Here is a 24,611-nt window from a genome sequence, read left to right as displayed (position 1 = left end):
CCATAAAAAATTAATAAATCAAATGGAAAATTATGACATCGCCGTAATTGGTTCAGGCCCCGGAGGATATGTTGCTGCTATAAGAAGTGCTCAATTGGGGTATAAAACCGTAATAATTGAGAAATATGAAGCGTTGGGCGGAACTTGTACCAATGTGGGTTGTATTCCGACAAAAGCTTTACTAGACAGTACTCACCACTATGCAGAAGCTCATCATAAATTTAAAGAGCATGGAATTATGCTTGATGAAATAGAACTTGATTTTACCCAGATGTACAAAAGAAAGTCAGAGGTAGTAGGTAAGAATATTAGTGGACTTGATTTCCTAATGAGTAAAAACAAAATTACTCGTTTGAGAGGTACAGCTGGTTTTATCAATAACACAACCATTAAAGTTGTTCATGAAACAGAAGTTAAAGAGATTACTGCCAAAAACTATATCATTGCAACAGGTTCAAAACCCTCAACTATTCCAGGGGTAGAAATTGATAAAAAAAGAATCATCACTTCTACTCAGGCTTTATCTTTAAACGATAAACCCACATCAATGATCATTATTGGTGGGGGAGTCATTGGAGTAGAAATGGCTTCTATTTTTAACAGAATTGGAACCAAGGTCACTATTCTTGAATATGCAGATCATCTGATCGCCGCTATGGATCATGAATTAGGAAAAAATCTGCAAAAAATTCTTAAAAAAGAAGGTGTTGATATCCGTTTGGGACAATCCGTATATAAAACAGAAGGTTCAGAGTCTGAAGCAAAAGTCTTTTTTAAAGATAAAAACGGTACAGAAAATGAATTGACAGCCGATTATATTCTTGTTGCTGTAGGAAGAAGCCCTTATACAAGAGGATTGGGGCTGGAAAATACTGATGTACAGTTGGATCAACGTGGATTTATTAAAGTAGATGAAAATAATCAGACCTCTGTTTCTAATATTTATGCTATTGGTGATGTTATAGGAGGAGTAATGCTCGCCCATAAAGCGGAAGAAGAAGGGGTTTTGGTTGCGGAATTGATTAACGGACAAAAACATCATATCCATTATAATCGTATTCCATCAGTTGTATATACCTGGCCGGAAGTAGCATCTGTGGGCTATACCGAAGAATATCTTAAAAAGAATAATATTGCCTATAATGTTGGGAAATTCCCGTTTTCGGCAAGCGCAAGAGCAAGAGCTGCTATGGATGTGGATGGGTTTGCAAAAGTTTTGGTAGATCCAAAATATGGAGAGGTTCTTGGTGTACATATTATCGGAGCAAGAGCAGCTGACCTGATTGCACAGGGCGTAATTGCACAGGAGTATGAGGTAACCGCAGAAGATATGTTTCGTATTTCTTATGCCCATCCAACCTACTCAGAGACTTTGAAGGAAGCTTATCTGATAGCTTCTGGACAAGGAGCCATTAATATCTGATGGTGAAGACGATAAAAAACACAAAAAAATTATTTTAGGTCAACCTGTTTTAAATTTTCAATGAATGCACGAATTATTTTATTCGTGCATTTGTGTAATATAATCTTTACGCTTTTGTATATTTAAAACAGGCTATAAAGTATTGCAATTTTCACTTTTTGAGTAAATACCATTACTTTTAGCTGCCAGTTTTCCAGATTTTCGATTGATTTTAATTAAAAAAGATTCTTTAATTACGGGACAACCTTTAGCCTGTAAAGCATATAGTGAAATGTAGTGATCATCAATTTTGTAGGAACCCGTGAAATGATTTTGAGTGTCAATTGAATATCCATAAGTAGTCGCTATTAAAAGCGCTTCGGGAAGATTATCAACTGTTCCGACGAAATCTCTTAATTGTTGTTCATTGGAAAAATAAACAGTTCTGTCTTTTTTGCAGGCAAGGATATATGAAAAACAGTTATTACCCATACATTTCTGGAGAAATCCTTTTTCAGGAGCAGGCTCGTTAATTGTCATGTAAAGAGGAGCCTGACTTTCATAAATGATAGCTTTATCCGGATCAGGGTCATTGGTCAATACCCTCCAGTAATCATATTCTTTGCTGGGAATGATGAATGGATAAAGATATTCCGTAGTGTCCAGAATATTCGGGATTTTTTTATAATCATCAGGAACCGTGATCTGAGCAGAAAGCAGATTGGAAATGATCAGGGAAAGAGTGATGATTATTTTCATAAAGAAATGCGTTTTCAGGACAAATTTACAAAAATTACTGATGCTTTTTAATGCTTTGAGTGGATTATAGAAACTTCATAGGATATCCTGTTTTGATGTTTCCATGAATGATCTTTTTCAATTTGGATTCAATCATTTTTTTCGTCAGGGGTTTTAAATGATCGATATATAAAACACCCTGCGTATGATCATATTCATGCTGTATGATTCTTGCTGTTAACCCACTGAAAGTTTTCGTTTGTTGGATAAAATCCTGATTGAGATATTGAATAGTAATCTGCCATGGCCTTTCCACTTTTTGAGACAAGCCGGGAATACTTAGACAGCCTTCATAATCTTCCCAGGTTTCTTCAGAAGAATCGATGATCTTAGCATTGATAAAAGTTTCCCTGATTCCTTTATCATTCCTCTCGAAATTAAGGAGCTGATCTTCAGTATCAAAGTTTTCAAAGATGATTTGGCTGTCAACAATAAAAAGCTGTAGAGGTTTATTGATCTGGGACGAGGAAAGTCCACATCCGTTGGAATTTTCCATGGTTTCCCACATATTGGAAATGAGATCCTGGATTTCCAGGCTGTTTTCATTAATTGATACACATTTTTGCTTTAAAATGCGGTTTCCATAGGCAACAATAGGTAAATTCATTGAAATAATTTTCTGCAAAGTTCAGCAGAAGAGGAGAGATATACAATGAACCTATGTTAATTAATCTGTCTACGGATTCTGCTTAAAGCTTGTGGAGTAATCCCGATATAAGAAGCAATATACTTTAACGGAACTCGTTGGAGCAGTTCAGGCTGTTCTGTGAATAATTTTAAATACCGTTCTTTGGCCGTAAGCTTCAATAAAGATATTTCTCTTTTGCTTTTTGCCAGAAACAGTTTCTCTGAAGCAAAACGCCCCAAATGGTTTCCTACATTGGTTTGACTGTATATTTTCTGTAAGTCGTTGTAAGAAATTTGCCATACCACAGTTTCTGTTAATGCCTGCATCTCATATTCAGAAGGTGTTTGGGTAAGAAAAGAATCATAGGCACAGGTGAACTCTTTTTCAAAACTGAAGCTGAAAGTATAGCCATGTTCATCATCAGGAATATAAAACCTGACCAATCCGGATTCAATGAAAGATAGAAAATTTTCTGTATTGCCTTGCTGAGTAATGATCTCATTTTTAGCATACACTTTTCTATGGAAATATCCTGCGATAAATTCCCATTCAGATTCTTGTAGCTTAACAATTTGCTCGTAATATTCTCTGATATAACCCATTTGTGACATTTTTTAATACAGCATCGGATGATATTGTAGATAAGAATTAATGAAGGTTCAAAGTTACGAAATGTTTCATTGAAGATACATATAATGATGATGTATGGAATGCTTAACTTTTTATGATAAAAAAGACTGCAGTTATCACTATTATTTTTAATTTTCAGGTGATGATAAAGTTTTAAAAATAAATTTTGAAATAAGTAAATTAACTTTTCATTTTTTGTCATTTATCAATTCAACTAATTTCAAAATCACTTACATTTGTTATTATGAGACACGACCAACGCGCAGAAAAATTCAGGCAGATCGTGGAGAATAAATTCCAGATCTACAATTCATTATTTATGAGCCTGCCCTATGATAAAATGACGAATATCGGAATGCTGCTTCCGTTCCTTTATGAGGAAAGCAGAACCGGCTATGAGGTAGGAAAAACACCCGAAGAAATCGTCGAAGAATTTTTTAAAAACCATACGGATCTTCAGACTGAAGAGCAGAAACTTGAACTGCTTTTTAAGATCATCCAATATATAGAGAGGCAAGTGGTTTTATTCGATAGTATCGAAGATGCTGCGTTTCCAAATCTACATTCTGAGAGTGATGGCGGAACCGTAACCAATCTTTTTGAACGCTCTTTTCAGGATCATAAAATTGAAAAGGTACGTGAGAAACTGAAAGATTTCAGTGTGAAGGTTGTATTTACCGCACACCCTACTCAGTTTTATCCAAGTTCAGTACAGAGAATTATTCAGGATCTGAGAGGAGCTATTACCAGTGATTCCGTTACACAGATTGATACACTTTTGCAGCAATTAGGAAAAACACCTTTTGTGAATAAAGAAAAACCTACACCTATTGATGAGGCTTTGAGTATTATTTCATATCTGAGATATGTGTATTATGATACCATTGGTGAACTATTTACTAAGATTAAAAAAATATTTGGAAACGGACATTTCCATCTGCATGAAGATATTATTCAGCTTGGCTTCTGGCCAGGTGGAGATCGTGACGGAAATCCTTTTGTAACGGCAGATGTCACCAAAAGAGTGGCCGAAGAACTTCGTTCTGCAATTCTAAAGTCTTATTATAGCCACTTGAAATTTATCCGAAGAAGATTGAGCTTTAGAGGTGTTTCTGAAGTATTAACCGCTTTAAGTGAAGAATTGTATGCTGCAATTTTTGATGGAAAAACAATTACTGCAGAAGCGATTTTAAAGAAGACGGATGAAGCTGAAAAAATATTGATCAATGAACACAATTCCTTGTTCCTGGATCTTTTGGTTAATTTCAGAGATCGTGTGAAGATTTTCGGAACTCATTTCGCAACATTGGATATTCGCCAGGACAGCAGGATTCATCAGAAAGTAATTGATGAAGTTTTTGCTAAAGTATATGGTGATGAGGAGGCAGATCATGAACAAAAATTCAATAAGCTGATTCAAATGTCAAATTCTGTAAATGCCAACGATTTTGAAGATATTGTAAAAGATACTTTACTAACGGTTTCTCAGGTTTCTGAAATTCAGGATCTGAATGGATTGAGAGGCATGAACCGCTATATTATTTCCAATTCCGATGCTGTGAAAGATGTGATGAATGTTTACGCATTCTTTAAGGTTTGTGGTTATCAGGATGAGGAAATCAATATGGATATTGTACCGCTTTTTGAAACCATGGAAGGTCTTGATAATGCAGAACATGTGATGAACGAACTGTATCAGAACCCTGTCTATAAAAAACATCTTGAAAGAAGAGGCAATCAGCAGACGATTATGCTAGGATTTTCTGATGGAACAAAGGATGGCGGATATTTAAAAGCCAATTGGGAAATTTATAAAGCAAAAGAAGTGCTGACTAAACTTTCGGAACAAAATAATATCAAAGTGGTATTTTTTGACGGTAGAGGCGGGCCGCCAGCAAGAGGAGGAGGAAAGACCCATGACTTCTATGCTTCCCAAGGAAAAACAATTGCCAACAATAAAATTGAACTTACGATTCAAGGGCAGACTATTACCAGTATTTTTGGAAATAAAGAACAGGCAAAGTATAATTTTGAACAGCTTTTGACGGCCGGGGTAGAAAATGATGTATTCAAAAATGCTAAAAAAGATCTTACAGAAAAAGAAAGAGCATTGATCATTGAGCTTGCCAATATCAGTTACCAGAAATATTCAGATTTGAAAGCTCATCCAATGTTTGTTCCTTATCTTCAGGAGATGAGTACATTGGAGTACTATGGAAAAACAAATATTGGAAGCCGCCCATCGAAAAGAGGTGGCGGAAGTGAACTGAAATTTGAAGATCTAAGAGCGATACCATTTGTAGGATCCTGGTCACAATTGAAGCAAAATGTTCCCGGGTTTTTTGGTTTTGGATATGCAATGCAGCAGATGAAAGAGCAAGGAAGGTTTGAAGAGGTTAGAGACTTGTATAAAGGTTCGGATTTCTTTAAAACATTGGTTTTAAATTCAATGATGAGTATGAACAAATCCTACTTTCCGTTGACGTATTATATCAAAAACAATCCTAAATTCGGTGCTTTCTGGAATATTCTTTTCAATGAATATGAGCTTTCAAGGGACATTATGTTGGAGCTTACAGGGTTCAAAATGCTTCAGGAAGAAGATCCATTATCCAGAAAATCTGTGAAAATTCGTGAAAAAATTGTTCTTCCGCTGTTGAGTATTCAGCAATATGCTTTGATGAAAATCCAGAAAGGAGAGGGAAATAAAGAAGCCTATGAAAAACTGGTAACAAGATCTTTGTTCGGAAATATTAATGCAAGTAGGAATTCTGCTTAGAAAGAATGAAAAGATTAAGTGCTGTGTTCTTATTGTTCATTTCTATTTTGGGATCTGGTCAGGCTAGACAAATGTGGAAATTTGAATTTGAGTTTAGTATAAAGTCACAAAAAAACACTTCATATCAATACCAAGATCTTGAGGTGTTTGTAAACGAAGCCAGTACATATCTTAGAGAATCTGAATTGAAATATAATCCTGTAAGCAAGAAGTATAATGTATTACTATCTTATACTTGTTTTGGTTGTGGGGAAGGATACAATTGCCAGCCACCGGAATTATACCTGAAACTGAATATGGAAGATATATCATTTTCCAATCCTAAACAGTTTTCTGCTTTAATTCCTGTATACTTCCAAGAGTTGCCGTTTGACCAAGATAAGCTAAATGAGAATGAAGTAATTCGCATTGGTGAAATTAATGTTGACCGTTTTCTATCAAAAGATGCCAACACTTATGAGGGTATAGAAATGCTTTCTCCTTTTGCAAAAAAACATAGTAAGAAAGGAGAATATATTCCCAGAAAAATTACCAGAATGGTGCATGTCCCTTTGCTGACTAATTCCAATAACAAACTTAAATAAAAATGGCTGTTTCATTTGAAACAGCCATTTTTATTTATTCTTTTATAAATTTTTCATAATAAACTTTGTCTTGTGAGATGATTTTAAGATAATAAACTCCTTTGGAAAAGTCATCAACTTTTACTGATTTTTCGTTGTTTACTTTTCTGATTAATCTTCCCAGATTATCATAAATTTCCAGTGAAATGATACCATTTTCTGATGCAATATTCAAAATATTTTTAACAGGATTCGGAAACAGAGCAAATTTTTCTTTTTTTACAATTTCAGACGTATTTAATACACTGTTGTACAGACTTCCAAAATTAAGAATGCCATATCCCATCTGGTCATTATGGTTAGGATAAAGTGAAGCCGTTTGTCTTAATTTTGTTTTGAGCTGATCCCTGTTCATGGTAGGAAATGCCTGAAGAAGACAGGCTACCCCTCCTGCAGCAATAGGAGTGGCAAGGGAGGTTCCGTTAGTACTATAAGTTGTGTCACCTAAAACTGTAGCCGTAGCCGTTCCGCGGGTGCTTCCATCAGGTTTAACGACTCCAAGTGAATTAGGGCCAAAAGATGAAAATATGGAAGAATTCCCGGCAGCATCTACAGCGCCAATGGTAAATACTTTAGGATTGTCTGAAGGGGTAAGAAGATAATGCCACGGCTTATCTCCTGAATTTCCAGCAGCAACAAGGACGAAAATTCCTTTGTCTGTAGCAATTCCGGCCCCTCTAGCAATAAAGGAAGTAGTCCCGTTCATGTTAGCATAGGTGTAATTATATTGTGGGTTATCAAAAACATTATATCCAAGGGATGTGGTGATAATTTCGACCCCTTTTCTATCAGCTTCTTCTGCTGCTTCAATCCAATAGAGTTCTTCTTCCGGGATTTCAGCTGCTGTATTTTCGCTACAGTACAGATAAAAATCAGCATCCGGAACCGAACCTGTAAAAACATTTTCCAGATATCCACCCATAACACCTAAAACAGTTGTGCCATGGGCATTCAGGGAAGAATTATAGATGTCGGTTGATTTGTTGACAAAGTTATAGCCGCCTTTTATTTTATTATTGTTTCTTAATCTTAGAAATGCTGCTCCGGTATTTACGGTGGGAAATCCGGTATCAATAACAGCAATAGAAATTCCGGTTCCGGTATAACCGGCAAGATGAAGAGGTCTTATATTGCTCTGGTCTATCTGTGCTGTCCCCGAACCATATTCAAAAGTTGTAAGCACTTTTTGTGCATTGGTGGGCTTATTCCATTTATTAACAGGTGACGACTTTACAATAGTTGCTCCGTTTTTGGCAAAACTTTCCACAGAAAGTACAAAAGGCTGTGTTTGCAAAAGGGCAATTTGAGTAGCAGTAGCATTTACAGCAGCACCATTAAGCCACTTAGAATAATCGGTGACGGTAAATCCCAGATTTTGAAGATTTTGTATATAAGATTGTTCTATGGGAGCATCCTGATCATTAAGTGATATTCCTAATATTGTGCGTCTGTCAAGGGATTTTTGACTAAGTTCAGAAAGAGGATTAGCAAAAAAAGCAGCTTTATTAGGCTTATCCTTAAAATACACAAAAACAAGCTGAGTTTGTGCTGTAGTATAGGAGTAACCTGCTAGGAAACAAAAGAGTAAAAATTTTTTCATATAAATTTTTGTATAAAGATAAAAACAAAATCAATAAAATTTTTGATAGGATTTTAAAATCCTTATTTTTACAGAAATAATTTATTTATGAAAAAAATTCAGATGGTTGACTTGCAAAGTCAGTATTACAAAATAAAGAATGATGTAGACAATGCAGTTTTAAATGTAATGGATTCCGCGGCTTTTATCAACGGTCCTGAAGTGAAGTCTTTCCAGAATGAATTGGAGTCTTATTTAGATGTAAAGCATGTTATTCCATGTGCTAATGGAACTGATGCATTACAGATTGCCCTTATGGCGTTGGATTTGAAGGAAGGGGATGAAATAATTACTGCAGATTTTACTTTTGCAGCTACAGTAGAGGTGATTCATTTACTTAAATTAAAATCGGTTTTAGTAGATGTGGACTATGATACTTTTACAATATCAACAGATGCTTTAAGAAAAGCGATCACTCCAAAGACAAAAGCAATTATTCCGGTACACCTATTCGGACAATGTGCCAATATGGAGGAAATTCTGAAAATTGCAGAAGAGTACAATTTATATGTAATTGAAGACAACGCACAGGCAATTGGTGCAGAATATACATTCTCCGATGGAACATCAAAATATGCCGGAACTATGGCAACAGTAGGAACAACCTCTTTCTTCCCGTCCAAAAACCTTGGATGTTATGGAGATGGTGGAGCTATTTTTACAAACAATGATGATCTGGCACACCGTTTAAGAGGAATTGTAAACCACGGAATGTACGAAAGATACTATCACGATGAGGTAGGAGTGAACTCTCGTCTAGACAGTATTCAAGCTGCTGTTCTAAGAAAAAAATTACCTCACCTGGATTCATACAATGAAGCAAGAAGAAAAGCTGCAGATTATTATGATGAAGCCTTTGCGGGGAATGAAAATATTTTAACACCTAAAAGATCTGAGAGCTCTACTCACGTATTCCACCAATATACACTAAGAATCCTGAACGGTAAGAGAAACGAACTTCAGAAGTTCCTTACAGAAAAGGAAATTCCGGCAATGATCTACTATCCGGTAGCACTAAGAAAGCAAAAAGCATATTTCCAGGAAAGTAATGCTGCTGACTTTGTGAATACAGATAAGCTTTTGGATCAGGTGATCTCTCTACCGATGCATACGGAATTAGACGAAGAACAGCTAAAGTATATCACAGATGCTGTGCTTGAGTTTATGGGATAAAAAAGTATGAAGGAATTTTTTCTTAAAAGTAAAAAGTATAAAATCTTTTTAGGGTTTCATCTTTTTATTACAGGGATCTATTCACTTTATTTAATAAATACGGTGATATCCTATAATTCCTCATCTTACTCTGAATACTATAAAGAGAGTATTTTTGAAAATATTCTGAAATACTCTCTTTACATTATTGTAAATTTAATGGCGGTGATCGTTATTTTTTACAAATTAAAATACACAAAGGCTATTCTCAATTTTTTTGCGGTAGTGATCTTTATTTTAGTTTGTTTTGCTAACTATACCTTAATTAAAAGTTACATTAACAATTCATATTATAACTTTGTAATTATTTTTAATACATTAGTTATAGGTTTTATTCTTTTTTATATCTACTATCTAAATTATAGAGAAATAGAAAAAAATGAAATAGAAAATATAGGAAAACACGAAGATTAAAAAATGGCAATACTTGTTACCGGAGGACTTGGATACATTGGTTCTCACACTGTAGTGGAACTTCTCAATAATGACTTTGATGTCGTTATTGTAGATGATCTATCCAATTCGGAGAGGTTTATTTTAAAAAATATTGAGGAAATTACAGGTAAAAAACCTGTTTTTTATCCTTTTGACCTGAAGCGTAAAGAACTTCTTTCTCAGGTTTTTGATGCACATAAAATTGATGGCTGTATTAATTTTGCAGCTTTCAAAGCTGTAGGAGAGAGCCAGGTAAAACCTGTAGACTATTATGAAAACAATTTGTTTTCCCTAATCAATATTCTTCAGGAATTTAAAGAAAGAGAAATTTCAAACTTTATTTTCAGTTCATCATGTACCGTATATGGACAGGCAGATGTGATGCCGATTGATGAAAATACACCCTTGAAAATGCCTGAAAGCGTTTACGGGAAAACAAAGCAAATGGGAGAAGAGATTCTGATCGATTTTGCGAAGGCATACAACAGGAAAATATCATTGTTGAGATATTTTAACCCTATTGGAGCACACCCCTCTGCAAAAATTGGAGAACTGCCAATAGGAGTTCCCAATAATTTGGTTCCTTACGTAATGCAGACTGCTGCAGGAGTACGTGAGAGACTAAGCATTTGGGGAAATGACTATCAAACATCAGATGGAACAGCGGTTCGTGATTATATTTACGTTATGGACTTGGCAAAAGCTCACGTATTAGCTTTGAAGAAACTTATAAAAGATCAATCAGTAGAAGCTGTAATTGATATTTTTAATTTGGGAACAGGAAAAGGCTCATCCGTTTTGGAAATTGTAAAAGCTTTTGAAAAAGCAAATGAAGTAGAGGTGCCTTACCAGATCTGCGATAGAAGAGAAGGAGATATTACTATTGCTTATGCTGATCCTTCTAAAGCGGATAGAGAACTTAATTGGAAATCTGAAACATCACTGGAAGAGTCTTTAAGAACAGTCTGGGAATGGCAAAAATATCTTAATTCGAGAAATTAGAATCATAAAAATACAATCATTATGGCTTGGAATCCGGAAGTGTACGATCAGTTTAAAGAAGAGCGCTCTGCTCCATTCTTTGATCTTTTAAAGCTTGTCGAATCAAGAACAGGAATATCTGTTATAGATTTGGGATGTGGAACAGGAGAATTAACGTCTAAGCTTTTGGATTATCTTGAAGACTCAAAGGTTTTAGGAATAGATTCTTCAGAGGAAATGCTAGAAAAAGCAGCTCAATTCAAAACAAGCCGATTGAGTTTTGAAAAAAGAAGTATTGAAGAACAGCTTCATCTAGGAGACACCTATGATTTGATTATTTCCAATGCAGCAATCCAATGGTGTAATAATCATAAGGAACTCTTTCCAAGAATCATCAGTAAGATTAAGGAAGGAGGCCAGTTAGCAGTACAGATACCATCTAATCATGAATATATAGTACATCAGCTTCTTAGAAAGATTGCTGGTACTGAACCTTATAAAAGTGCTTATAATGGCTGGGAAAGAGAGTATACCGTTTTAACGATTGAAGACTACGCCCGAATATTATTTGATCATAAAGGAAGAAACATTACCGTGTATGAGAAAGTATTTCCCCATGTTCTAGAAAATGCAGAGGCTGTATTTACCTGGGCTTCCGGAACAGCGATGCTTCCTTATATAGAAAGGCTTCCTGATGAGATGAAAGAACAATTTAAAAACGATTATAAACAACAATTACAAAACATCTTCCCTGAATCACCGGTCTTTTATCCCTTTAAAAGAACATTTATCTCAGCGAAGTTTTAATTTAACATTAATATGAAGACACAAAGAATAGGTATTACATTTTCCTCATTTGATTTATTACACGCAGGGCACATCAAAATGCTTGAAGAAGCAAAAACAGTGTGTGATTATCTGATTGTTGGGTTACAGATTGATCCATCTCACGATCGTCCCAATAAGAACAAGCCAAGTCAAACGATCGTTGAACGTTATATTCAGTTGAAAGCAGTGAACGCTGTAGATGAAATTATTCCTTACTACACCGAAGAGGATTTGCTGGATATTTTAAAATCATTTGTAATCGATGTAAGAATCATTGGTGATGATTACATGGATAGAGATTTTACCGGTAAACAATATTGTGAAGACAAAGGAATTGAGATCTTTTATAACAAAAGAGACCACAGGTTTTCCACCAGCGATTTAAGAAAAAGAATTTACGAAGCTGAAAAAGAAAAAGCTGAAAGACCAGAAACTGTAAAATAAAAGAATAAAAAATCCCGAAAATTACTTTTCGGGATTTTTGTTGTATTACATCGGGCCTTGTTGTTCGTCCCCGGTTGTATTAGAATTAATATCCTTTTTTCTCTTAGGCTGTTCTATTTTCTCACCTTGTTTGAATCTATAGGTTAAAGATACAGAAAACTGTCTTGGCTGCCATTGCATATAGCTGCTTCTCGTATAGTCACTTGTATAGTTAAATACTTCCATACCTCTTGTGTTAAAGATATCCTGAATATTGAAAGAAATAGTTCCATCTCCTTTCCAGATTGTTTTAGATGCTCCAAAGTTCAAAGCATACATATCTTTTCTATCTTGGTTGTCTGTTTTTTGACCTCCTCTGTAAAACCCTTGTAACTGTACGCTTAATGTCTTATCCAATCTGAACGTTGTATTAAGACGTAATCTTGTGGAGAAACCACTACCGTTAAAGTTTAACGTCCTTGTCTGAGATAAACCATTGATATCTGTCGTCAGATAGGAAGCAATTCCCGTTGTTTTGTATCTAAATATATCGGCACTACCCATAATTTTAAACCATGCAAAAGGATCATAGGTAAAGTTCAGATCCAAACCAATACGATCATCATTTCCTAAGTTTTCAGGTTTAGTATAGAATACTTTCTCTCTTTCATCCGGTCTGTAGACTAGCATTTTAGTGTCATCTGTGGCATGTCTGTAATAGAAAGTAGGGTTTAGGGTAAACTTCTTCTTAGTCAGATTATAACCTACTTCATATGAATCTACATAAGATGGATTCAAATCAATATTTCCTTCAAAAATATTCTGATTATTCGTATAGTTCGGGAAAGGAACCATAAAGAAAGATCTTGGTCTGTCTATTCTGCGGGAATAATTAACTAAGATTTGATTGTTCTTCGCGATATCATAACTTAAGAATACACTTGGAAATAAATTATTGTAATTCTTGGGTTTATCTAATGGGGCTTTCGTAGGGTTCTGGCTGATATAGTTGATTTTAATGTTAGAAATTTCATCTCTTAATCCTACCTGATACCCAAAGTTTCCAATCTTACTCTTAAACTGCAAGTAGAATGCGTTGAACATTTCCTTGTAATCTGTATTGTTGTTATAATCAGGAATAAGAGGATTATTAGACGTACTGCTTACAAAATTATCATAAGTATTGTTATTGATATCTAGTCTGTAACCGGCTTCAAGTTTTGAATTTTCACCTATTGGTAATTCATAATCTGCTTTTCCTATTATGGTTTTGCTTACAGAATGCCTTCTTGTAATATCCTGTACAGAAGGTACGTAATCTAAACTCTCCAGAATATCAGCATTATTGTTACTTCTGTTTCTTTGTAAACTTAATGATAAAGATAAATTTTGACCTTTATCATCAAACTTGTGATCCAACCCTACATCTCCCTGGAAGGCAAGATTGTTAAAGATACTTTTAGCATCCCTTAATGTGTAAGGGTTCATGAGTTTCCATAAATTTGAAGTATTTCCAGTATATTTATAGAAAGTATCATAAGTGTTGACAAGCTCATTTCCATCCCCTTCAAAAGTTCTTACTAATCCCGTTAAATTAATGGATGTTTTGTCTGAAATATCATATACAAAACCAGCATTCAAATTATAGTTTTTGCTATACGTCTTATTGGTTGAATTTTGAAGCTGATGAACAGCAATGGTTGGAATTTGATCTATTTCGTCCTGTGTAGTTGGAATAGGATTTATTGTTGGGAATTTAATGTTATGGTAAGTGGTTTCAGAATTGTTTTTCGTCTTGTTTTCTGTATAGCCACCGCCACCATTTACAAACCAAGTCCAGTTGTTTTTTCTCCAGCTTAAATTGGCGTTTAGAGATGTTCTTGGAAAATATCCCAAAGTTCCAACCACGCTTCCGTTAAACCCAATCTTTTTGCTCTTTTTAAGAATGATATTTAAGATACCGGAAGTTCCACTAGCTTCAAATTTTGAAGAAGGGTTCGTGATTACTTCAATTTTCTCAATCTGGTCAGCAGGAATACTCTGCAAAGCATTCGCTCCATCATCAATACCCAATAGGGAAGAAGGCTTACCATTAATTAAGAATTTTACATTGGAGCTTCCTCTCATAGAAACCGTTCCATCTGTATCTACTGTTACTGACGGAACATTTGTCAGAACATCCTGAAGGCTTCCTCCTTTGCTTACAATATCCTGAGATGGATCATACGTTTTTTTATCCAGCTCTACCTTGTAAGGTTTAGCTGCAGATGCTGTAATAACAACCCCTTGTAACTCTTGTGTTTTTCCATCTAATGTGGATGTCGTTGAAGCGTCAATAGATAGGGCACCAATATTACCGGCTCCGGTAATGTTTTTATTGATGATGCTTTTTTTGTAATCAATAGCCTCTACAGTAATATCATAGCTTCCGGGAGTAAGCTGTAATTTGTATTGCCCTTTTTCATCGGTCAATACCGCATCACTTAATGATTTGTTGGCTTTGTTCGTAAAGGTTACTGAGGCGTAAGGTACAGGTTGATTCTTTTTATTGACAATGATCCCCGTAACGCCGGCTTTCTCCTGTGCAAATGCCATTGCAGCTGCCGAAAGTACGAATGTAAGTCCTAGTGCTTTTCTGGTGAAAATATTGACAATTTCTGTCTTATTCTTCATAGGTTATTTTTTTGTATAAAATCGTGAAGGGATAACCCTACATACCTTTAAAATCAGTATTGGGTTGATTTTTAAAATATTATGATTTAATTATTCCGTTTTTATTGATAACACTCAGCTATCTGCTGAGCTTATTTTATATTTTTTGAATTAAGCCAGTCCTGATAAGCCTTTGCGTTTACAGCATGTTCTTCCGCACTAGCAGTGAACTTATGATACCCAAACCTTGCAGGGTCTGCACACATAAATATATAATTATTGTTTTCTGCATTCAAAACAGCATCTACTGAGTTCTTATCCACTACACAAATAGGCCCAGGAGGAATCCCTGCATTAGCATAGGTATTGTATGGAGAAGGAGTAGACAGATGCTTATATAAGACCCTTTTGATAGACTCTTTAAAATTCGTCTGCTTATTGATAGCATAGATCACCGTAGGGTCAGACTGAAGTTTCATTCCTTTTCTATAACGGTTCAAATACAATCCTGCAATCGTTTTCATTTCATCCTTCTTTCCTCCGGATTCCTTATAAACAATAGAAGCAAGTGCATAAATCTGCTCTCTTGTAAGGCCGGATTGCTGTTCTTTATTTTTTCTTTCAGAAGTCCAGAATTCATTGTATTGATCTTCAAACTTTGCAAAAAACTCTCTTGGGCTTACTGTCCAGAAGAAATTATAAGTATCAATGAAGAAATATTTTTTCAGATCTTCAACGTTCTTATATCCTTTTTCCTGAGCAACAACATCCAGGTCATTTACAAAATGAAGAGAATCCAGTTCTGTTTTTTTGGTAACCTTACCAATCATTTGGTACATATCTCCAAAATCTCCGATTCTGAATGAATTTGCTGTTTGGTTACCTGCTTTAATCATATTTACGAGATCTGTATTTCCTTTCCCGCTTTGGATGTGATAACGTCCCGCTTTAAAATTGTCAGGAAGACCTTTGTCTTTAGCTACAATTTCAAAAGACTCACGATCTTTAATATACGGAGCAATAGAATCCAGGATCTGATTAAAGTTTGCCTTATGAGGGATCAAAATATAACCGTCCTTTTCTACGTTATTTCCGAAGTATTTATTATAAAATCTCAAACCAAAAAATCCTGCCACTACAAAAACCAGCAGAATGATAATGAGAATAGCTTTTTTCATTCTTATATTATTGATTAAAAGTTTTGATTTTAAAGAAGTTCTACCTTACCTTTAAAAACTTGCTTTGCGGGTCCTTCCAGCCAGATATTGCAGAATGAATCACCGCTTTTTTCAGCATATACTTTAAGATTCCCTCCTAAAGTTTTAACTTTTACGGAAGTTAGATTGTCTTTTTGAAGAAAAGTTAAAGCCGAAGCTGTAACTCCGGTTCCACAACTGTAAGTTTCATCCTCAACGCCTCGTTCATAGGTTCTTACGAAAATCTCATTGGCTGAAATTTTTTCAACAAAGTTAACATTGATCCCTTTTTCTTTATAATTTTCCGAATTTCTGATCCCGTGTCCTTGAGTATAAACATCGTAATCACCCAGATTTTCTACATATTTTACGTAATGAGGAGAACCCGTATTCATTACAGCATCTTGTCCATCGTGTGAAATAGTGTCTACATTAATCATTTTTAGTTTAATGATCCCATTATGGATTTCTGCTTCATGCTCACCATCTATTGCAATGAATTTGCACTTATCTTCAAAAACGTCAAGGAAAAAAGCAAAAGCTACCAGGCATCTTCCGCCATTTCCACACATAGTACTTTCTCCACCATCTGAATTATAGTACACCATTTTAAAATCATAATCAGGATCGTTTTCCAGAAGGATAAGCCCATCAGCGCCTATTCCGAAACGTCTGTCACATAGCTTTTCAATGATGTTTTTATCTTTAGGAAACTGAAGGTCACGGTTATCTACCATTACAAAATCATTTCCTGTTCCCTGATATTTATAAAATTCCATATTGTTTTTTGTCTAAATAAAGAAACAAAATTAGTATATTTTAAATGAAAAACGAACAGTGTTAACTGTTCGTTTCCTTATTTATAATCGTTATTTATAATTGTTCTATCTAAAGCCTCCACCACTGTTTTGTTCTCTAGTTGTGCTTGTATTTTGGCTTCCTGAACTGCTGTTTCTGAAACCGCCACTGCTGAAACCTCCGCTAGAAGATGAAGATTCAGTTCTTCCGGTGTTAGTACTTCCAGAATTTCTGAAGCCTCCTGAGGTAGATCCTCTGTTTTCAAAGCTATTGTTTTGATTTCTGAATCCACCGCTACTTTGGTTATTCTGATTTCCCTGGTTGTTCTGATAGCCGCTGTTTGAATTTCTGAATCCACCACTGCTATTATTAGAATTAGAATTTTTGTAGCCTCCATTATTGTAATATCCGTTATTACTATTGTTATCACGGAAACCGTTATTAGGTCTCTGTGAAGTAGGAGTAGAATTTCTTCTTTCTACATATACTTTTCTTCTGGAGTTATTATAAGTGTCATAATAGTAAGGCATACCATTATCATAGTAGTAATTGATGTTGTTTCTATAATAATAGCCGTCATTACCATAATACCCGCCATTACCGTAATATCCGGAAGGTGCGTAATAATATCCATTGTTATAGTATGGGTCACCATAACCATAACCGTTGCTACCATATCCGTCCGTATAAGCTAAACAAGATGTTAAACTGCTAATAGCAAAGATACTAACTGCTATTTTTAATAAATTTTTCATGACTTTATTGTACTTTTTTTTCTTTAAAACTTTTTTTCCAATTGAGGTATCCTAAGATAGCCATTATTGTAAATACCAAATATTGAACCGAAGTGATACCAAGACCCTTAAAAATCATCATAGGAATGCAAATTAAGTCTCCGATAATCCAGAAAATCCAGTTCTCAATGCGCTGTTTAGCCATAAACCACATTCCTGCTAAAAATATTGAAGTGGTAAAAATATCCAGCCAATTTGCCCAATCCAAATGATAGAGTCCAAGGTTGACTCCTGCCATTGAAAAATGATTGTCAATATAAGGTTTATAATAATAAATAGAAGTAACCAATCCTAAACTCAGGATAAAAAGGATGATGGCATAGACCCATTCTTTTTTTGTTGCCCATGTAACATCCACATGGATATGATCTTCCGAATTTTTGGCCCATAATATCCAACCATATATACTCATCACAGTATAATAGACATTGATCAGGCAGTCTCCCAATAGTCCGAAATTAAAAAGAATATATACATAGATCAGCGTTGAGATAATGCCTGTAGGGTATACCCATATATTTTTCTTAATTGAAAAATATACGCTCATAGTTCCGAAAATAGCACCTGATGCTTCAAGCAAAATCTGTAAAGAATCATAGCTTTCATAAGGCTTTACAAAAAGATCATATAAATTCATGCGTTCAAAAATAAATAAAAATATGGACTTTTTAAAATGAATTAAATAATATGTTGTTTGGGCTTTTGAAGATTTTAATGTAAAATAAATGATGAAAGTTTAACGATAAACGCGGGAGTTCCTAAATTTTTTATATTTTCGTAAATCCTTAATAAATAAAAAAACATGTCGAAAATTTGGGTTAAAAAACCACTAAGTGCCTATGAGGCAGATATGAAGAAAAGTGAGCTGAAGAAGGTTCTTGGAAAATGGAGTCTAACAGCAATAGGAGTAGGTGCTATCATTGGAGGTGGAATCTTTGTTCTTACGGGAACAGGAGCCTATTATCATGCAGGGCCAGCACTTGCAATTTCCTTTATTATAGCAGGTATTGCCTGCGTTTTTGCAGCATTGTGCTATGCGGAGTTTGCCTCCATTATTCCCGTTGAGGGATCTGCGTATGCGTATGCGTACGGAACAGTTGGAGAAATCTTTGCTTGGGCAATGGGATGGTGTCTCATACTGGAATATGCTATGGCAAGTATGGCGGTTTCCGTGAGTTGGTCCGGATATTTTACCAAATTCTTGAAAATCTTTGGCGTTCATTTACCGGCATATCTTACGTCAGATCCTGCCAGTTACACAGGAGGTGGTTTTTCTATGAACCTGCCTGCATTTGTTCTTGTTCTTTTGATTACAGCTTTATTGGTAAAAGGAACTAAAGAAGCAGCAGGAGCTAATAACCTGATTGTTTTGATGAAAACTTCTGCCGTTATCTTTGTAGTAATTGCCGGAGCTTATATCATTTTCTCAAACCCTGAGCTGTACACAGCAGCAGACGGCGTGAAAAACTGGAAGCCTTTCATTCCGGATCAAGTTCCGATCAAGAATTCTGAAGGAGACTTGGTTTCTGCTTATGGTATCAAAGGAATTATTTCCGGAGCAGCAGCTATTTTCTTCGCTTATATCGGATTTGATGCCGTTTCTACTCAGGCAGGAGAAGCTATAAATCCTAAAAAAGATGTACCATTTGCAATCATTGCTTCATTGTTGATCTGTACTGCTTTATATATCTGTGTATCGCTTGTATTAACGGGAATGATGCATTATACAGACTTTAATCCAAATGGGAAATATCCGGATGCAATTAAAGCACCTGTAGCGTATGCATTTGAAATTGCAGGAAAACATTGGGCAAGTAATATCGTAACGATCGCCGCTACAGTGGGACTAATCTCTGTAGTAATGGTAATGATGATGGGACAATCCAGAATCTTTATCGGAATGGCAAAAGATGGATTGATTCCTAAATTCTTTGGAGAACTTCACCCTAAAACGAAAACACCTTACAAAGGAATTATTTTACTAGGAATTATCGTAGCATTGATTGCTGCATTTACCCCTATTTCTACTTTGGCAGATATGACAAGCTTCGGAACCCTATTTGCGTTTACATTGGTTTGTATTGCTGTTTGGGTAATGAGAAAAAAAGAACCTAATTTGATCAGACCTTTCAAAGTCCCAGCTTATAAAGTTGTAGTAGGACTTGGAGTACTTATTAATTTATATTTGATTTATAACCTAAGTGATCATGCTAAAGAGCTTTCTGCTTGCTGGTTATTATTAGGTGGAGTTGTATATTTTCTTTATGGTAAAAGAAATAGTAAACTTAATAATCCTGAAAAATATCAGAACGATTAATGATAATATAAACCGCTTCGGCGGTTTTTTTGTTCTTAAATACTAATATCTTATGAAAAAAATATTTTCTATTATACTCCTTTCTGTAGGAATGACTGCTTTTTCCCAACAAGTGGAAAACATTGAAACAATTCTTACTGATAAAATAAGCATCAGAGCCCTTGAATTGTATGACCATAAAGTCTGGTACAGTGGGACTGATTCCAAATTTGGATTTGTGGATCTTAAAGATTATAAGAATCAAAAACAGATAAAGCTATCAGAAGAAAAACTGGAGTTTAGAACTTTGGGACAGAACAAAGATTCTTTTTATGCAATCAATATAGTAAGTCCCGGTCGTTTCTTTAAAATTGATAAAAATGATCTTACATCAGAAATCGTTTATACTGATAATGCTTCAACGGCGTTCTATGATGCCCTGCATTTTGTAAATGATAAGCTTGCTTATACATTCAGTGATGCCGATAAGGATAATCTGTTGAAATTAGCCGTGTACAAGGATGGAGAATGGAACCCGTTTAAAAGTGATTTTAAATTAAACGAAGGAGAAGCTGCTTTCGCTGCAAGCAATACCAATATCTCTTCTTCTCAGAAATACCTGTGGATTGCCACAGGGGGGAAGGCTTCGAGAATTTTAAGAATGAATTTAAAAAATGAAAAGCTGGAAGCTTTCAACACTCCATTTGTTCAAGGAGAATCTTCTCAGGGAATGTATTCGATAGATTTTTTTGATGACCGTTTTGGAATTGCAGTAGGAGGTGATTATACCAAGCAAGCCGCTAATGTTAATAATATTGCAACCACTCACGATGGCGGTCAAACCTGGCAGGTTCAAGCTTCCGGACAGAATGCTGGATATATGACCTGTGTAAAAATCAAGCCAGGATCTAAAGGAAAGGAGATTATTGCAGTAGGAGATCAACATATAAGTTATTCTTCTGATTTTGGAAAGACCTGGAAGAAGATCTCTGATGAGAAAGGACTTTTTGTTTGTGAATGGATTAATGGAAACAGTGTTGTGTTGGCAGGAAATAGTAGAATTATAGTGATGAAGTTGAAATAGTTTCGCTTTCACTTGATTTTCTTAAAAAGATTCCAATCTATTTATTTTTATAGGGTAAATATTAAATACTTGTGATAAGAGAATCCGGATCAAAAAAATAAATAAAACTGATAGAATTTATCATTATCTCTGTAACATGCTCTGTTAGCGTATTTAGATTCATTATAAACTAGAACCTAATATAATTCATAGGTTAAAATTCATAACTAATGGTTAATTTTGTAGGATGGAATTTTAATTATGTTAAATTTCCTCACCTTATAAAATTTTATTTTTCAAAATGAACTCTTTAATAGATAAGTATAATATTCCTGGGCCTCGTTACACTTCTTATCCTACCGTTCCTTATTGGGACGAATCTACATTTTCTCCGGAAAAATGGAAAGAAACAGTAATCAGGTCATTCCATGAGACCAATGCAGAGGAAGGAATTTCTATTTATATCCACTTGCCTTTCTGCGAGGCGTTGTGTACATTCTGTGCATGTCATAAGCGTATTACCAAACAACACAGTGTTGAAGTTCCTTATCTTGAAAGTGTTTTAAAGGAATGGAAACTTTATCTTGAGCTTTTTAATGAAAAACCAAAACTGAAGGAATTGCACCTTGGTGGTGGAACTCCTACATTTTTCTCTCCTGAAAATTTAAAAACATTATTGGAGGGCATTTTTTCTACTGTAGAGATTGCGGAACATCCGGAATTTTCATTTGAAGGGCATCCGAATAATACAACAAAAGAACATCTTCAGACTTTATATGATCTTGGATTTAGAAGAGTAAGTTTTGGGGTTCAGGATTACGATCCGAAAGTACAGAAAGCAATCAATAGAATTCAGCCTTTCGAGAACGTGAAGAACGTAACGGAATGGGCTAAGGAAATTGGATACAGAGGAATCAGTCATGATTTGGTATTTGGACTTCCGCACCAGACTTGGGAAGCGATGGAACATACGATCAGAAAAACGATGGAACTGAAGCCGGATAGATTAGCATTTTATTCCTATGCACACGTTCCATGGGTGAAAGGGGTAGGACAGAGAGGGTTTGATGAAAATGATCTTCCAAGTGGAGAAGAAAAACGCCGTCTGTATGAAGACGGAAAAAAATTGCTTCAGGATTTAGGGTATATTGAAGTAGGAATGGATCATTTCTCATTAGAGCACGATGATTTATATCAATCTTTGATTCATAAAAAGCTTCACAGAAACTTTATGGGATATACTTCAAGTAATACTCAGCTGATGGTAGGACTCGGAATGTCTGCTATTTCAGATTCATGGTATGCTTTTGCTCAGAATGTGAAAACAGTGGAAGAGTATCAGACGATGGTGGAAGAAGGTAAAATTCCTGTTGTAAAAGGACACGTTCTGAATGACGAGGATCTGATTGTAAGAAGACATATTCTAAATCTGATGTGTCAGCTTGAAACGACCTTTACTTCAAACAATTCTTTCCCGGAACTTGATAACGCATTAGAAATGCTGGAGGAAATGCAAAATGACGGATTGGTTGAAATTTCAGGTAAGGAAATTAAAATTACTGAAGCGGGGAGAGCCTTCACTCGAAATGTAGCTATGGTTTTTGACCTTAGAATGATGAGGAATAAACCGGAAACGAGAATCTTCTCGATGACAATATAAAAACAAAAGCGATTCAACACTGAATCGCTTTTTATTTTAGCCACAAATACACGAATATTTTTGTATCATGAACTGAATAAGACTTTTTATATAATTAAAATTCCATATGCAGTTTGTTATTCCGTAGGAATCCAGATTCTTCTATTTCAATAGGCTATGTTGAGATTCCTACGGAATGACAATACACTTATAAATAAAAGATATTCGTGCATTCGTGACGATAAAACAGTTGAGTGAAATTCCTTTGTGAGTTTTTTTCGTTACTTATTAGCAATTATCATTGCGTTTCGTTTACAGTTAGGAGTATTATTTAATAACGATTTTCTGGCTGTAGGACTTATAATCTCCCGATTTCAGATTGATAAAATAAACCCCCGCGGGAATTCCGGAAATATTAATTCCTTTTTCATTAGTGATGTGATCTGTTACTAAAACTTTTCTTCCATCTGCGCTAATGATTTCTGCGGTTACGCTTTTATCTTTAATTCCACTGATGAAAATCTCTTTGGAAGCGGGATTAGGGTAAATTTTTAGGGTTTCCGAAAGATTATTTTCACGGATGTTTAAAGTTCCTGTGGTGATTTTGAAAATTTTCCCACTTTCTACTCCTGCTACGTAAAGCTCTTTTTGAGAATCCTGTCCGAAGGATGAAAAGCCGTTCCCACTATAGGCTGTTGTCCAGGTAATAGAATTATCAGTACCTAAGATACCGATTTGGTTGGAGCAGTAATCGGCAAAAAAATATTTTCCTTGAAGTGAAGGATATTGAGAGCCTCTGTACACATAGCCACCGGTAATTGAACATTTTCCTCCGGAATGATCGTATACGGCAATAGGAAATGTCATAGAAGATTGGACTGGACATCCTGTTGTAGTATTATAAGCATTGTTTCCTTCATAGCAACGCCATCCATAATTGATTCCAGCTTGTGAAATAGGCATTTTGTTAATCTCTTCAATCGCTCCTTGGCCAACATCTGCAATCATGGCATTTCCTGTGGTAAGATCAAATGAAAATTTCCAGGCATTTCGGAGCCCATACGCCCAGATTTCATCAGCACCGTCAATACCAGCACCTGCAAAAGGGTTGTCGGAAGGAATATTGTATGGAGTAGGATCTGTAGCATTCACATCTATTCTCAGCATTTTTCCCAGTAATGAGTTTTTATTTTGAGCATTATTATTAGGATCTCCACCGCTTCCGCCATCTCCTGTCACAACCCATAGTTTTCCGTCGGGTGCAAAATGAATACTGCCTCCGTTGTGGTTAGCAAATGGTTTTACAATCGTTAACAGGATTTTTTCAGAAGCGGGATCGGCAATATCCGGATTGGTTGGATTAACACTGTATCTTGCCAGTACAATATTTCCTGCTGTATTGTTATAATACACAAAAAAATACCCATTGGTTGGGTATTGCGGATGGAAAGCAAGTCCTAAAAGACCTCTTTCACCATTAAAAACAATTTTTGATGAAATATTCAGAAAGTTAGCTGAATTAATAGCTCCGCTAGGTTGAATAATCTTTATTATACCATTCTGCTGAACAACGAAAAGCCGGTTGTCATTGGCGTTCGTAATCTCCACTGGGCTTGTTAATCCCGTGGCAAATTCTTCCAAATTAATGCTTTGTGCATTAACAATTAAAGAAGAAAAGATACTTAGGGTAAAAAGTAAATTTTTCATAATATTGTGATAATTAGTGTATTGAGATGTGAATGAAAATTTTATACCAATCAGTTTTTGAAAACTTCACTATGATAGTATGAAAAAA

The 24,611-nt window shown here is 35.3% G+C and carries 20 protein-coding genes; 10 read left to right on the top strand and 10 right to left on the bottom strand.

Going from position 1 to position 24,611, the window contains the following annotated elements; all coding sequences use genetic code 11:
• Positions 1-22: 22 nt before the first annotated feature.
• Positions 23-1,423 carry a dihydrolipoyl dehydrogenase gene (lpdA, locus tag GTR01_RS16095; RefSeq protein ID WP_160138822.1) on the top strand — a complete coding sequence of 467 codons (1,401 nt, stop codon included), beginning with the start codon at positions 23-25 and terminating at the stop codon, positions 1,421-1,423.
• A gap of 132 nt (positions 1,424-1,555) precedes the next feature.
• Here the strand turns inward: lpdA and GTR01_RS16090 are convergent, their stop codons facing one another.
• From GTR01_RS16090 to GTR01_RS16080, 3 genes are all read right to left on the bottom strand, one after another.
• On the bottom strand, positions 1,556-2,161 hold the full coding sequence (locus GTR01_RS16090; RefSeq protein WP_160138821.1) for a hypothetical protein: 606 nt from the start codon (positions 2,159-2,161) through the stop codon (positions 1,556-1,558).
• A gap of 64 nt (positions 2,162-2,225) precedes the next feature.
• On the bottom strand, positions 2,226-2,807 hold the full coding sequence (gene def, locus GTR01_RS16085) for a peptide deformylase (RefSeq protein WP_160138820.1): 582 nt from the start codon (positions 2,805-2,807) through the stop codon (positions 2,226-2,228).
• A gap of 56 nt (positions 2,808-2,863) precedes the next feature.
• A complete protein-coding gene (locus GTR01_RS16080; RefSeq protein ID WP_160138819.1) occupies positions 2,864-3,430 on the bottom strand; it encodes a Crp/Fnr family transcriptional regulator in 567 nt (188 codons plus the stop codon).
• 272 nt (positions 3,431-3,702) lie between these two features.
• On the opposite strand from GTR01_RS16080, the gene GTR01_RS16075 reads away from it, so the two are divergent.
• Both GTR01_RS16075 and GTR01_RS16070 read left to right on the top strand, forming a co-directional pair.
• Complete coding sequence (locus GTR01_RS16075) at positions 3,703-6,237, top strand: phosphoenolpyruvate carboxylase (protein WP_160138818.1); 2,535 nt, start codon at positions 3,703-3,705, stop codon at positions 6,235-6,237.
• 5 nt (positions 6,238-6,242) lie between these two features.
• The gene (locus GTR01_RS16070) at positions 6,243-6,821 is read left to right on the top strand and encodes a hypothetical protein (RefSeq protein ID WP_160138817.1); all 579 of its coding nucleotides are present in this window, start codon (positions 6,243-6,245) and stop codon (positions 6,819-6,821) included.
• Positions 6,822-6,855: 34 nt separating this feature from the next.
• Here the strand turns inward: GTR01_RS16070 and GTR01_RS16065 are convergent, their stop codons facing one another.
• Positions 6,856-8,460 carry a S8 family peptidase gene (locus GTR01_RS16065; RefSeq protein WP_160138816.1) on the bottom strand — a complete coding sequence of 535 codons (1,605 nt, stop codon included), beginning with the start codon at positions 8,458-8,460 and terminating at the stop codon, positions 6,856-6,858.
• 87 nt (positions 8,461-8,547) lie between these two features.
• Between GTR01_RS16065 and GTR01_RS16060 the strand changes: the two genes are divergently transcribed.
• From GTR01_RS16060 to GTR01_RS16045, 4 genes are all read left to right on the top strand, one after another.
• A complete protein-coding gene (locus tag GTR01_RS16060; RefSeq protein WP_160138815.1) occupies positions 8,548-9,672 on the top strand; it encodes a DegT/DnrJ/EryC1/StrS family aminotransferase in 1,125 nt (374 codons plus the stop codon).
• A gap of 456 nt (positions 9,673-10,128) precedes the next feature.
• Positions 10,129-11,148 carry a UDP-glucose 4-epimerase GalE gene (gene galE, locus GTR01_RS16055; RefSeq protein ID WP_160138814.1) on the top strand — a complete coding sequence of 340 codons (1,020 nt, stop codon included), beginning with the start codon at positions 10,129-10,131 and terminating at the stop codon, positions 11,146-11,148.
• Positions 11,149-11,169: 21 nt separating this feature from the next.
• Positions 11,170-11,934 (top strand): methyltransferase domain-containing protein, encoded by a 765-nt coding sequence (locus tag GTR01_RS16050; RefSeq protein WP_160138813.1) that lies wholly within the window; start codon positions 11,170-11,172, stop codon positions 11,932-11,934.
• Positions 11,935-11,946: 12 nt separating this feature from the next.
• Positions 11,947-12,399: an adenylyltransferase/cytidyltransferase family protein gene (locus GTR01_RS16045; protein ID WP_160138812.1), complete on the top strand. Its 453-nt coding sequence runs from the start codon at positions 11,947-11,949 to the stop codon at positions 12,397-12,399.
• A gap of 45 nt (positions 12,400-12,444) precedes the next feature.
• On the opposite strand, the gene GTR01_RS16040 is transcribed toward GTR01_RS16045, so the two are convergent.
• The 5 genes from GTR01_RS16040 to pnuC form a co-directional block, all read right to left on the bottom strand.
• Positions 12,445-15,051, bottom strand: a complete 2,607-nt coding sequence (locus GTR01_RS16040) for a TonB-dependent receptor (protein ID WP_160138811.1) — start codon at positions 15,049-15,051, stop codon at positions 12,445-12,447.
• A gap of 131 nt (positions 15,052-15,182) precedes the next feature.
• The gene (mltG, locus tag GTR01_RS16035; RefSeq protein ID WP_160138810.1) at positions 15,183-16,208 is read right to left on the bottom strand and encodes an endolytic transglycosylase MltG; all 1,026 of its coding nucleotides are present in this window, start codon (positions 16,206-16,208) and stop codon (positions 15,183-15,185) included.
• A 29-nt stretch (positions 16,209-16,237) separates the two neighbouring features.
• Positions 16,238-17,005: a diaminopimelate epimerase gene (dapF, locus tag GTR01_RS16030; RefSeq protein ID WP_160138809.1), complete on the bottom strand. Its 768-nt coding sequence runs from the start codon at positions 17,003-17,005 to the stop codon at positions 16,238-16,240.
• 105 nt (positions 17,006-17,110) lie between these two features.
• Entirely contained in the window at positions 17,111-17,779 is a 669-nt protein-coding gene (locus GTR01_RS16025; RefSeq protein ID WP_160138808.1) for a hypothetical protein, read from the bottom strand.
• 4 nt (positions 17,780-17,783) lie between these two features.
• The gene (pnuC, locus tag GTR01_RS16020; protein WP_160138807.1) at positions 17,784-18,455 is read right to left on the bottom strand and encodes a nicotinamide riboside transporter PnuC; all 672 of its coding nucleotides are present in this window, start codon (positions 18,453-18,455) and stop codon (positions 17,784-17,786) included.
• Between the two features lie 165 nt (positions 18,456-18,620).
• On the opposite strand from pnuC, the gene GTR01_RS16015 reads away from it, so the two are divergent.
• The 3 genes from GTR01_RS16015 (at position 18,621) to hemN (ending at position 22,837) form a co-directional block, all read left to right on the top strand.
• Positions 18,621-20,135, top strand: a complete 1,515-nt coding sequence (locus GTR01_RS16015; RefSeq protein ID WP_160138806.1) for an amino acid permease — start codon at positions 18,621-18,623, stop codon at positions 20,133-20,135.
• Between the two features lie 52 nt (positions 20,136-20,187).
• Positions 20,188-21,198 (top strand): WD40/YVTN/BNR-like repeat-containing protein, encoded by a 1,011-nt coding sequence (locus tag GTR01_RS16010; protein ID WP_160138805.1) that lies wholly within the window; start codon positions 20,188-20,190, stop codon positions 21,196-21,198.
• A 280-nt stretch (positions 21,199-21,478) separates the two neighbouring features.
• Positions 21,479-22,837 (top strand): oxygen-independent coproporphyrinogen III oxidase, encoded by a 1,359-nt coding sequence (hemN, locus tag GTR01_RS16005; protein ID WP_160138804.1) that lies wholly within the window; start codon positions 21,479-21,481, stop codon positions 22,835-22,837.
• 306 nt (positions 22,838-23,143) lie between these two features.
• Here the strand turns inward: hemN and GTR01_RS16000 are convergent, their stop codons facing one another.
• Complete coding sequence (locus tag GTR01_RS16000) at positions 23,144-24,523, bottom strand: PQQ-dependent sugar dehydrogenase (protein ID WP_160138803.1); 1,380 nt, start codon at positions 24,521-24,523, stop codon at positions 23,144-23,146.
• Positions 24,524-24,611 lie beyond the last annotated feature (88 nt).

The organism is Chryseobacterium sp. c4a (genome assembly GCF_009900745.1).
GTDB lineage: Bacteria > Bacteroidota > Bacteroidia > Flavobacteriales > Weeksellaceae > Chryseobacterium.
The sequence above is the reverse complement of the archived record's forward strand: the minus strand, read 5'-3'. Positions and strand labels throughout refer to the sequence as shown.

Excerpts from the sequence above, each read along its gene's own strand:
- galE (WP_160138814.1), top strand. The coding sequence starts at position 10,129 with ATGGCAATACTTGTTACCGGAGGACTTGGATACATTGGTTCTCACACT.
- GTR01_RS16070 (WP_160138817.1), top strand. The coding sequence starts at position 6,243 with ATGAAAAGATTAAGTGCTGTGTTCTTATTGTTCATTTCTATTTTGGGA.
- GTR01_RS16025 (WP_160138808.1), bottom strand. The coding sequence starts at position 17,779 with ATGAAAAATTTATTAAAAATAGCAGTTAGTATCTTTGCTATTAGCAGT.
- GTR01_RS16050 (WP_160138813.1), top strand. The coding sequence starts at position 11,170 with ATGGCTTGGAATCCGGAAGTGTACGATCAGTTTAAAGAAGAGCGCTCT.
- GTR01_RS16010 (WP_160138805.1), top strand. The coding sequence starts at position 20,188 with ATGAAAAAAATATTTTCTATTATACTCCTTTCTGTAGGAATGACTGCT.
- pnuC (WP_160138807.1), bottom strand. The coding sequence starts at position 18,455 with ATGAATTTATATGATCTTTTTGTAAAGCCTTATGAAAGCTATGATTCT.
- GTR01_RS16015 (WP_160138806.1), top strand. The coding sequence starts at position 18,621 with ATGTCGAAAATTTGGGTTAAAAAACCACTAAGTGCCTATGAGGCAGAT.
- GTR01_RS16040 (WP_160138811.1), bottom strand. The coding sequence starts at position 15,051 with ATGAAGAATAAGACAGAAATTGTCAATATTTTCACCAGAAAAGCACTA.
- hemN (WP_160138804.1), top strand. The coding sequence starts at position 21,479 with ATGAACTCTTTAATAGATAAGTATAATATTCCTGGGCCTCGTTACACT.
- GTR01_RS16075 (WP_160138818.1), top strand. The coding sequence starts at position 3,703 with ATGAGACACGACCAACGCGCAGAAAAATTCAGGCAGATCGTGGAGAAT.
- GTR01_RS16000 (WP_160138803.1), bottom strand. The coding sequence starts at position 24,523 with ATGAAAAATTTACTTTTTACCCTAAGTATCTTTTCTTCTTTAATTGTT.
- GTR01_RS16090 (WP_160138821.1), bottom strand. The coding sequence starts at position 2,161 with ATGAAAATAATCATCACTCTTTCCCTGATCATTTCCAATCTGCTTTCT.
- GTR01_RS16065 (WP_160138816.1), bottom strand. The coding sequence starts at position 8,460 with ATGAAAAAATTTTTACTCTTTTGTTTCCTAGCAGGTTACTCCTATACT.
- def (WP_160138820.1), bottom strand. The coding sequence starts at position 2,807 with ATGAATTTACCTATTGTTGCCTATGGAAACCGCATTTTAAAGCAAAAA.
- lpdA (WP_160138822.1), top strand. The coding sequence starts at position 23 with ATGGAAAATTATGACATCGCCGTAATTGGTTCAGGCCCCGGAGGATAT.
- GTR01_RS16045 (WP_160138812.1), top strand. The coding sequence starts at position 11,947 with ATGAAGACACAAAGAATAGGTATTACATTTTCCTCATTTGATTTATTA.
- mltG (WP_160138810.1), bottom strand. The coding sequence starts at position 16,208 with ATGAAAAAAGCTATTCTCATTATCATTCTGCTGGTTTTTGTAGTGGCA.
- GTR01_RS16080 (WP_160138819.1), bottom strand. The coding sequence starts at position 3,430 with ATGGGTTATATCAGAGAATATTACGAGCAAATTGTTAAGCTACAAGAA.
- GTR01_RS16060 (WP_160138815.1), top strand. The coding sequence starts at position 8,548 with ATGAAAAAAATTCAGATGGTTGACTTGCAAAGTCAGTATTACAAAATA.
- dapF (WP_160138809.1), bottom strand. The coding sequence starts at position 17,005 with ATGGAATTTTATAAATATCAGGGAACAGGAAATGATTTTGTAATGGTA.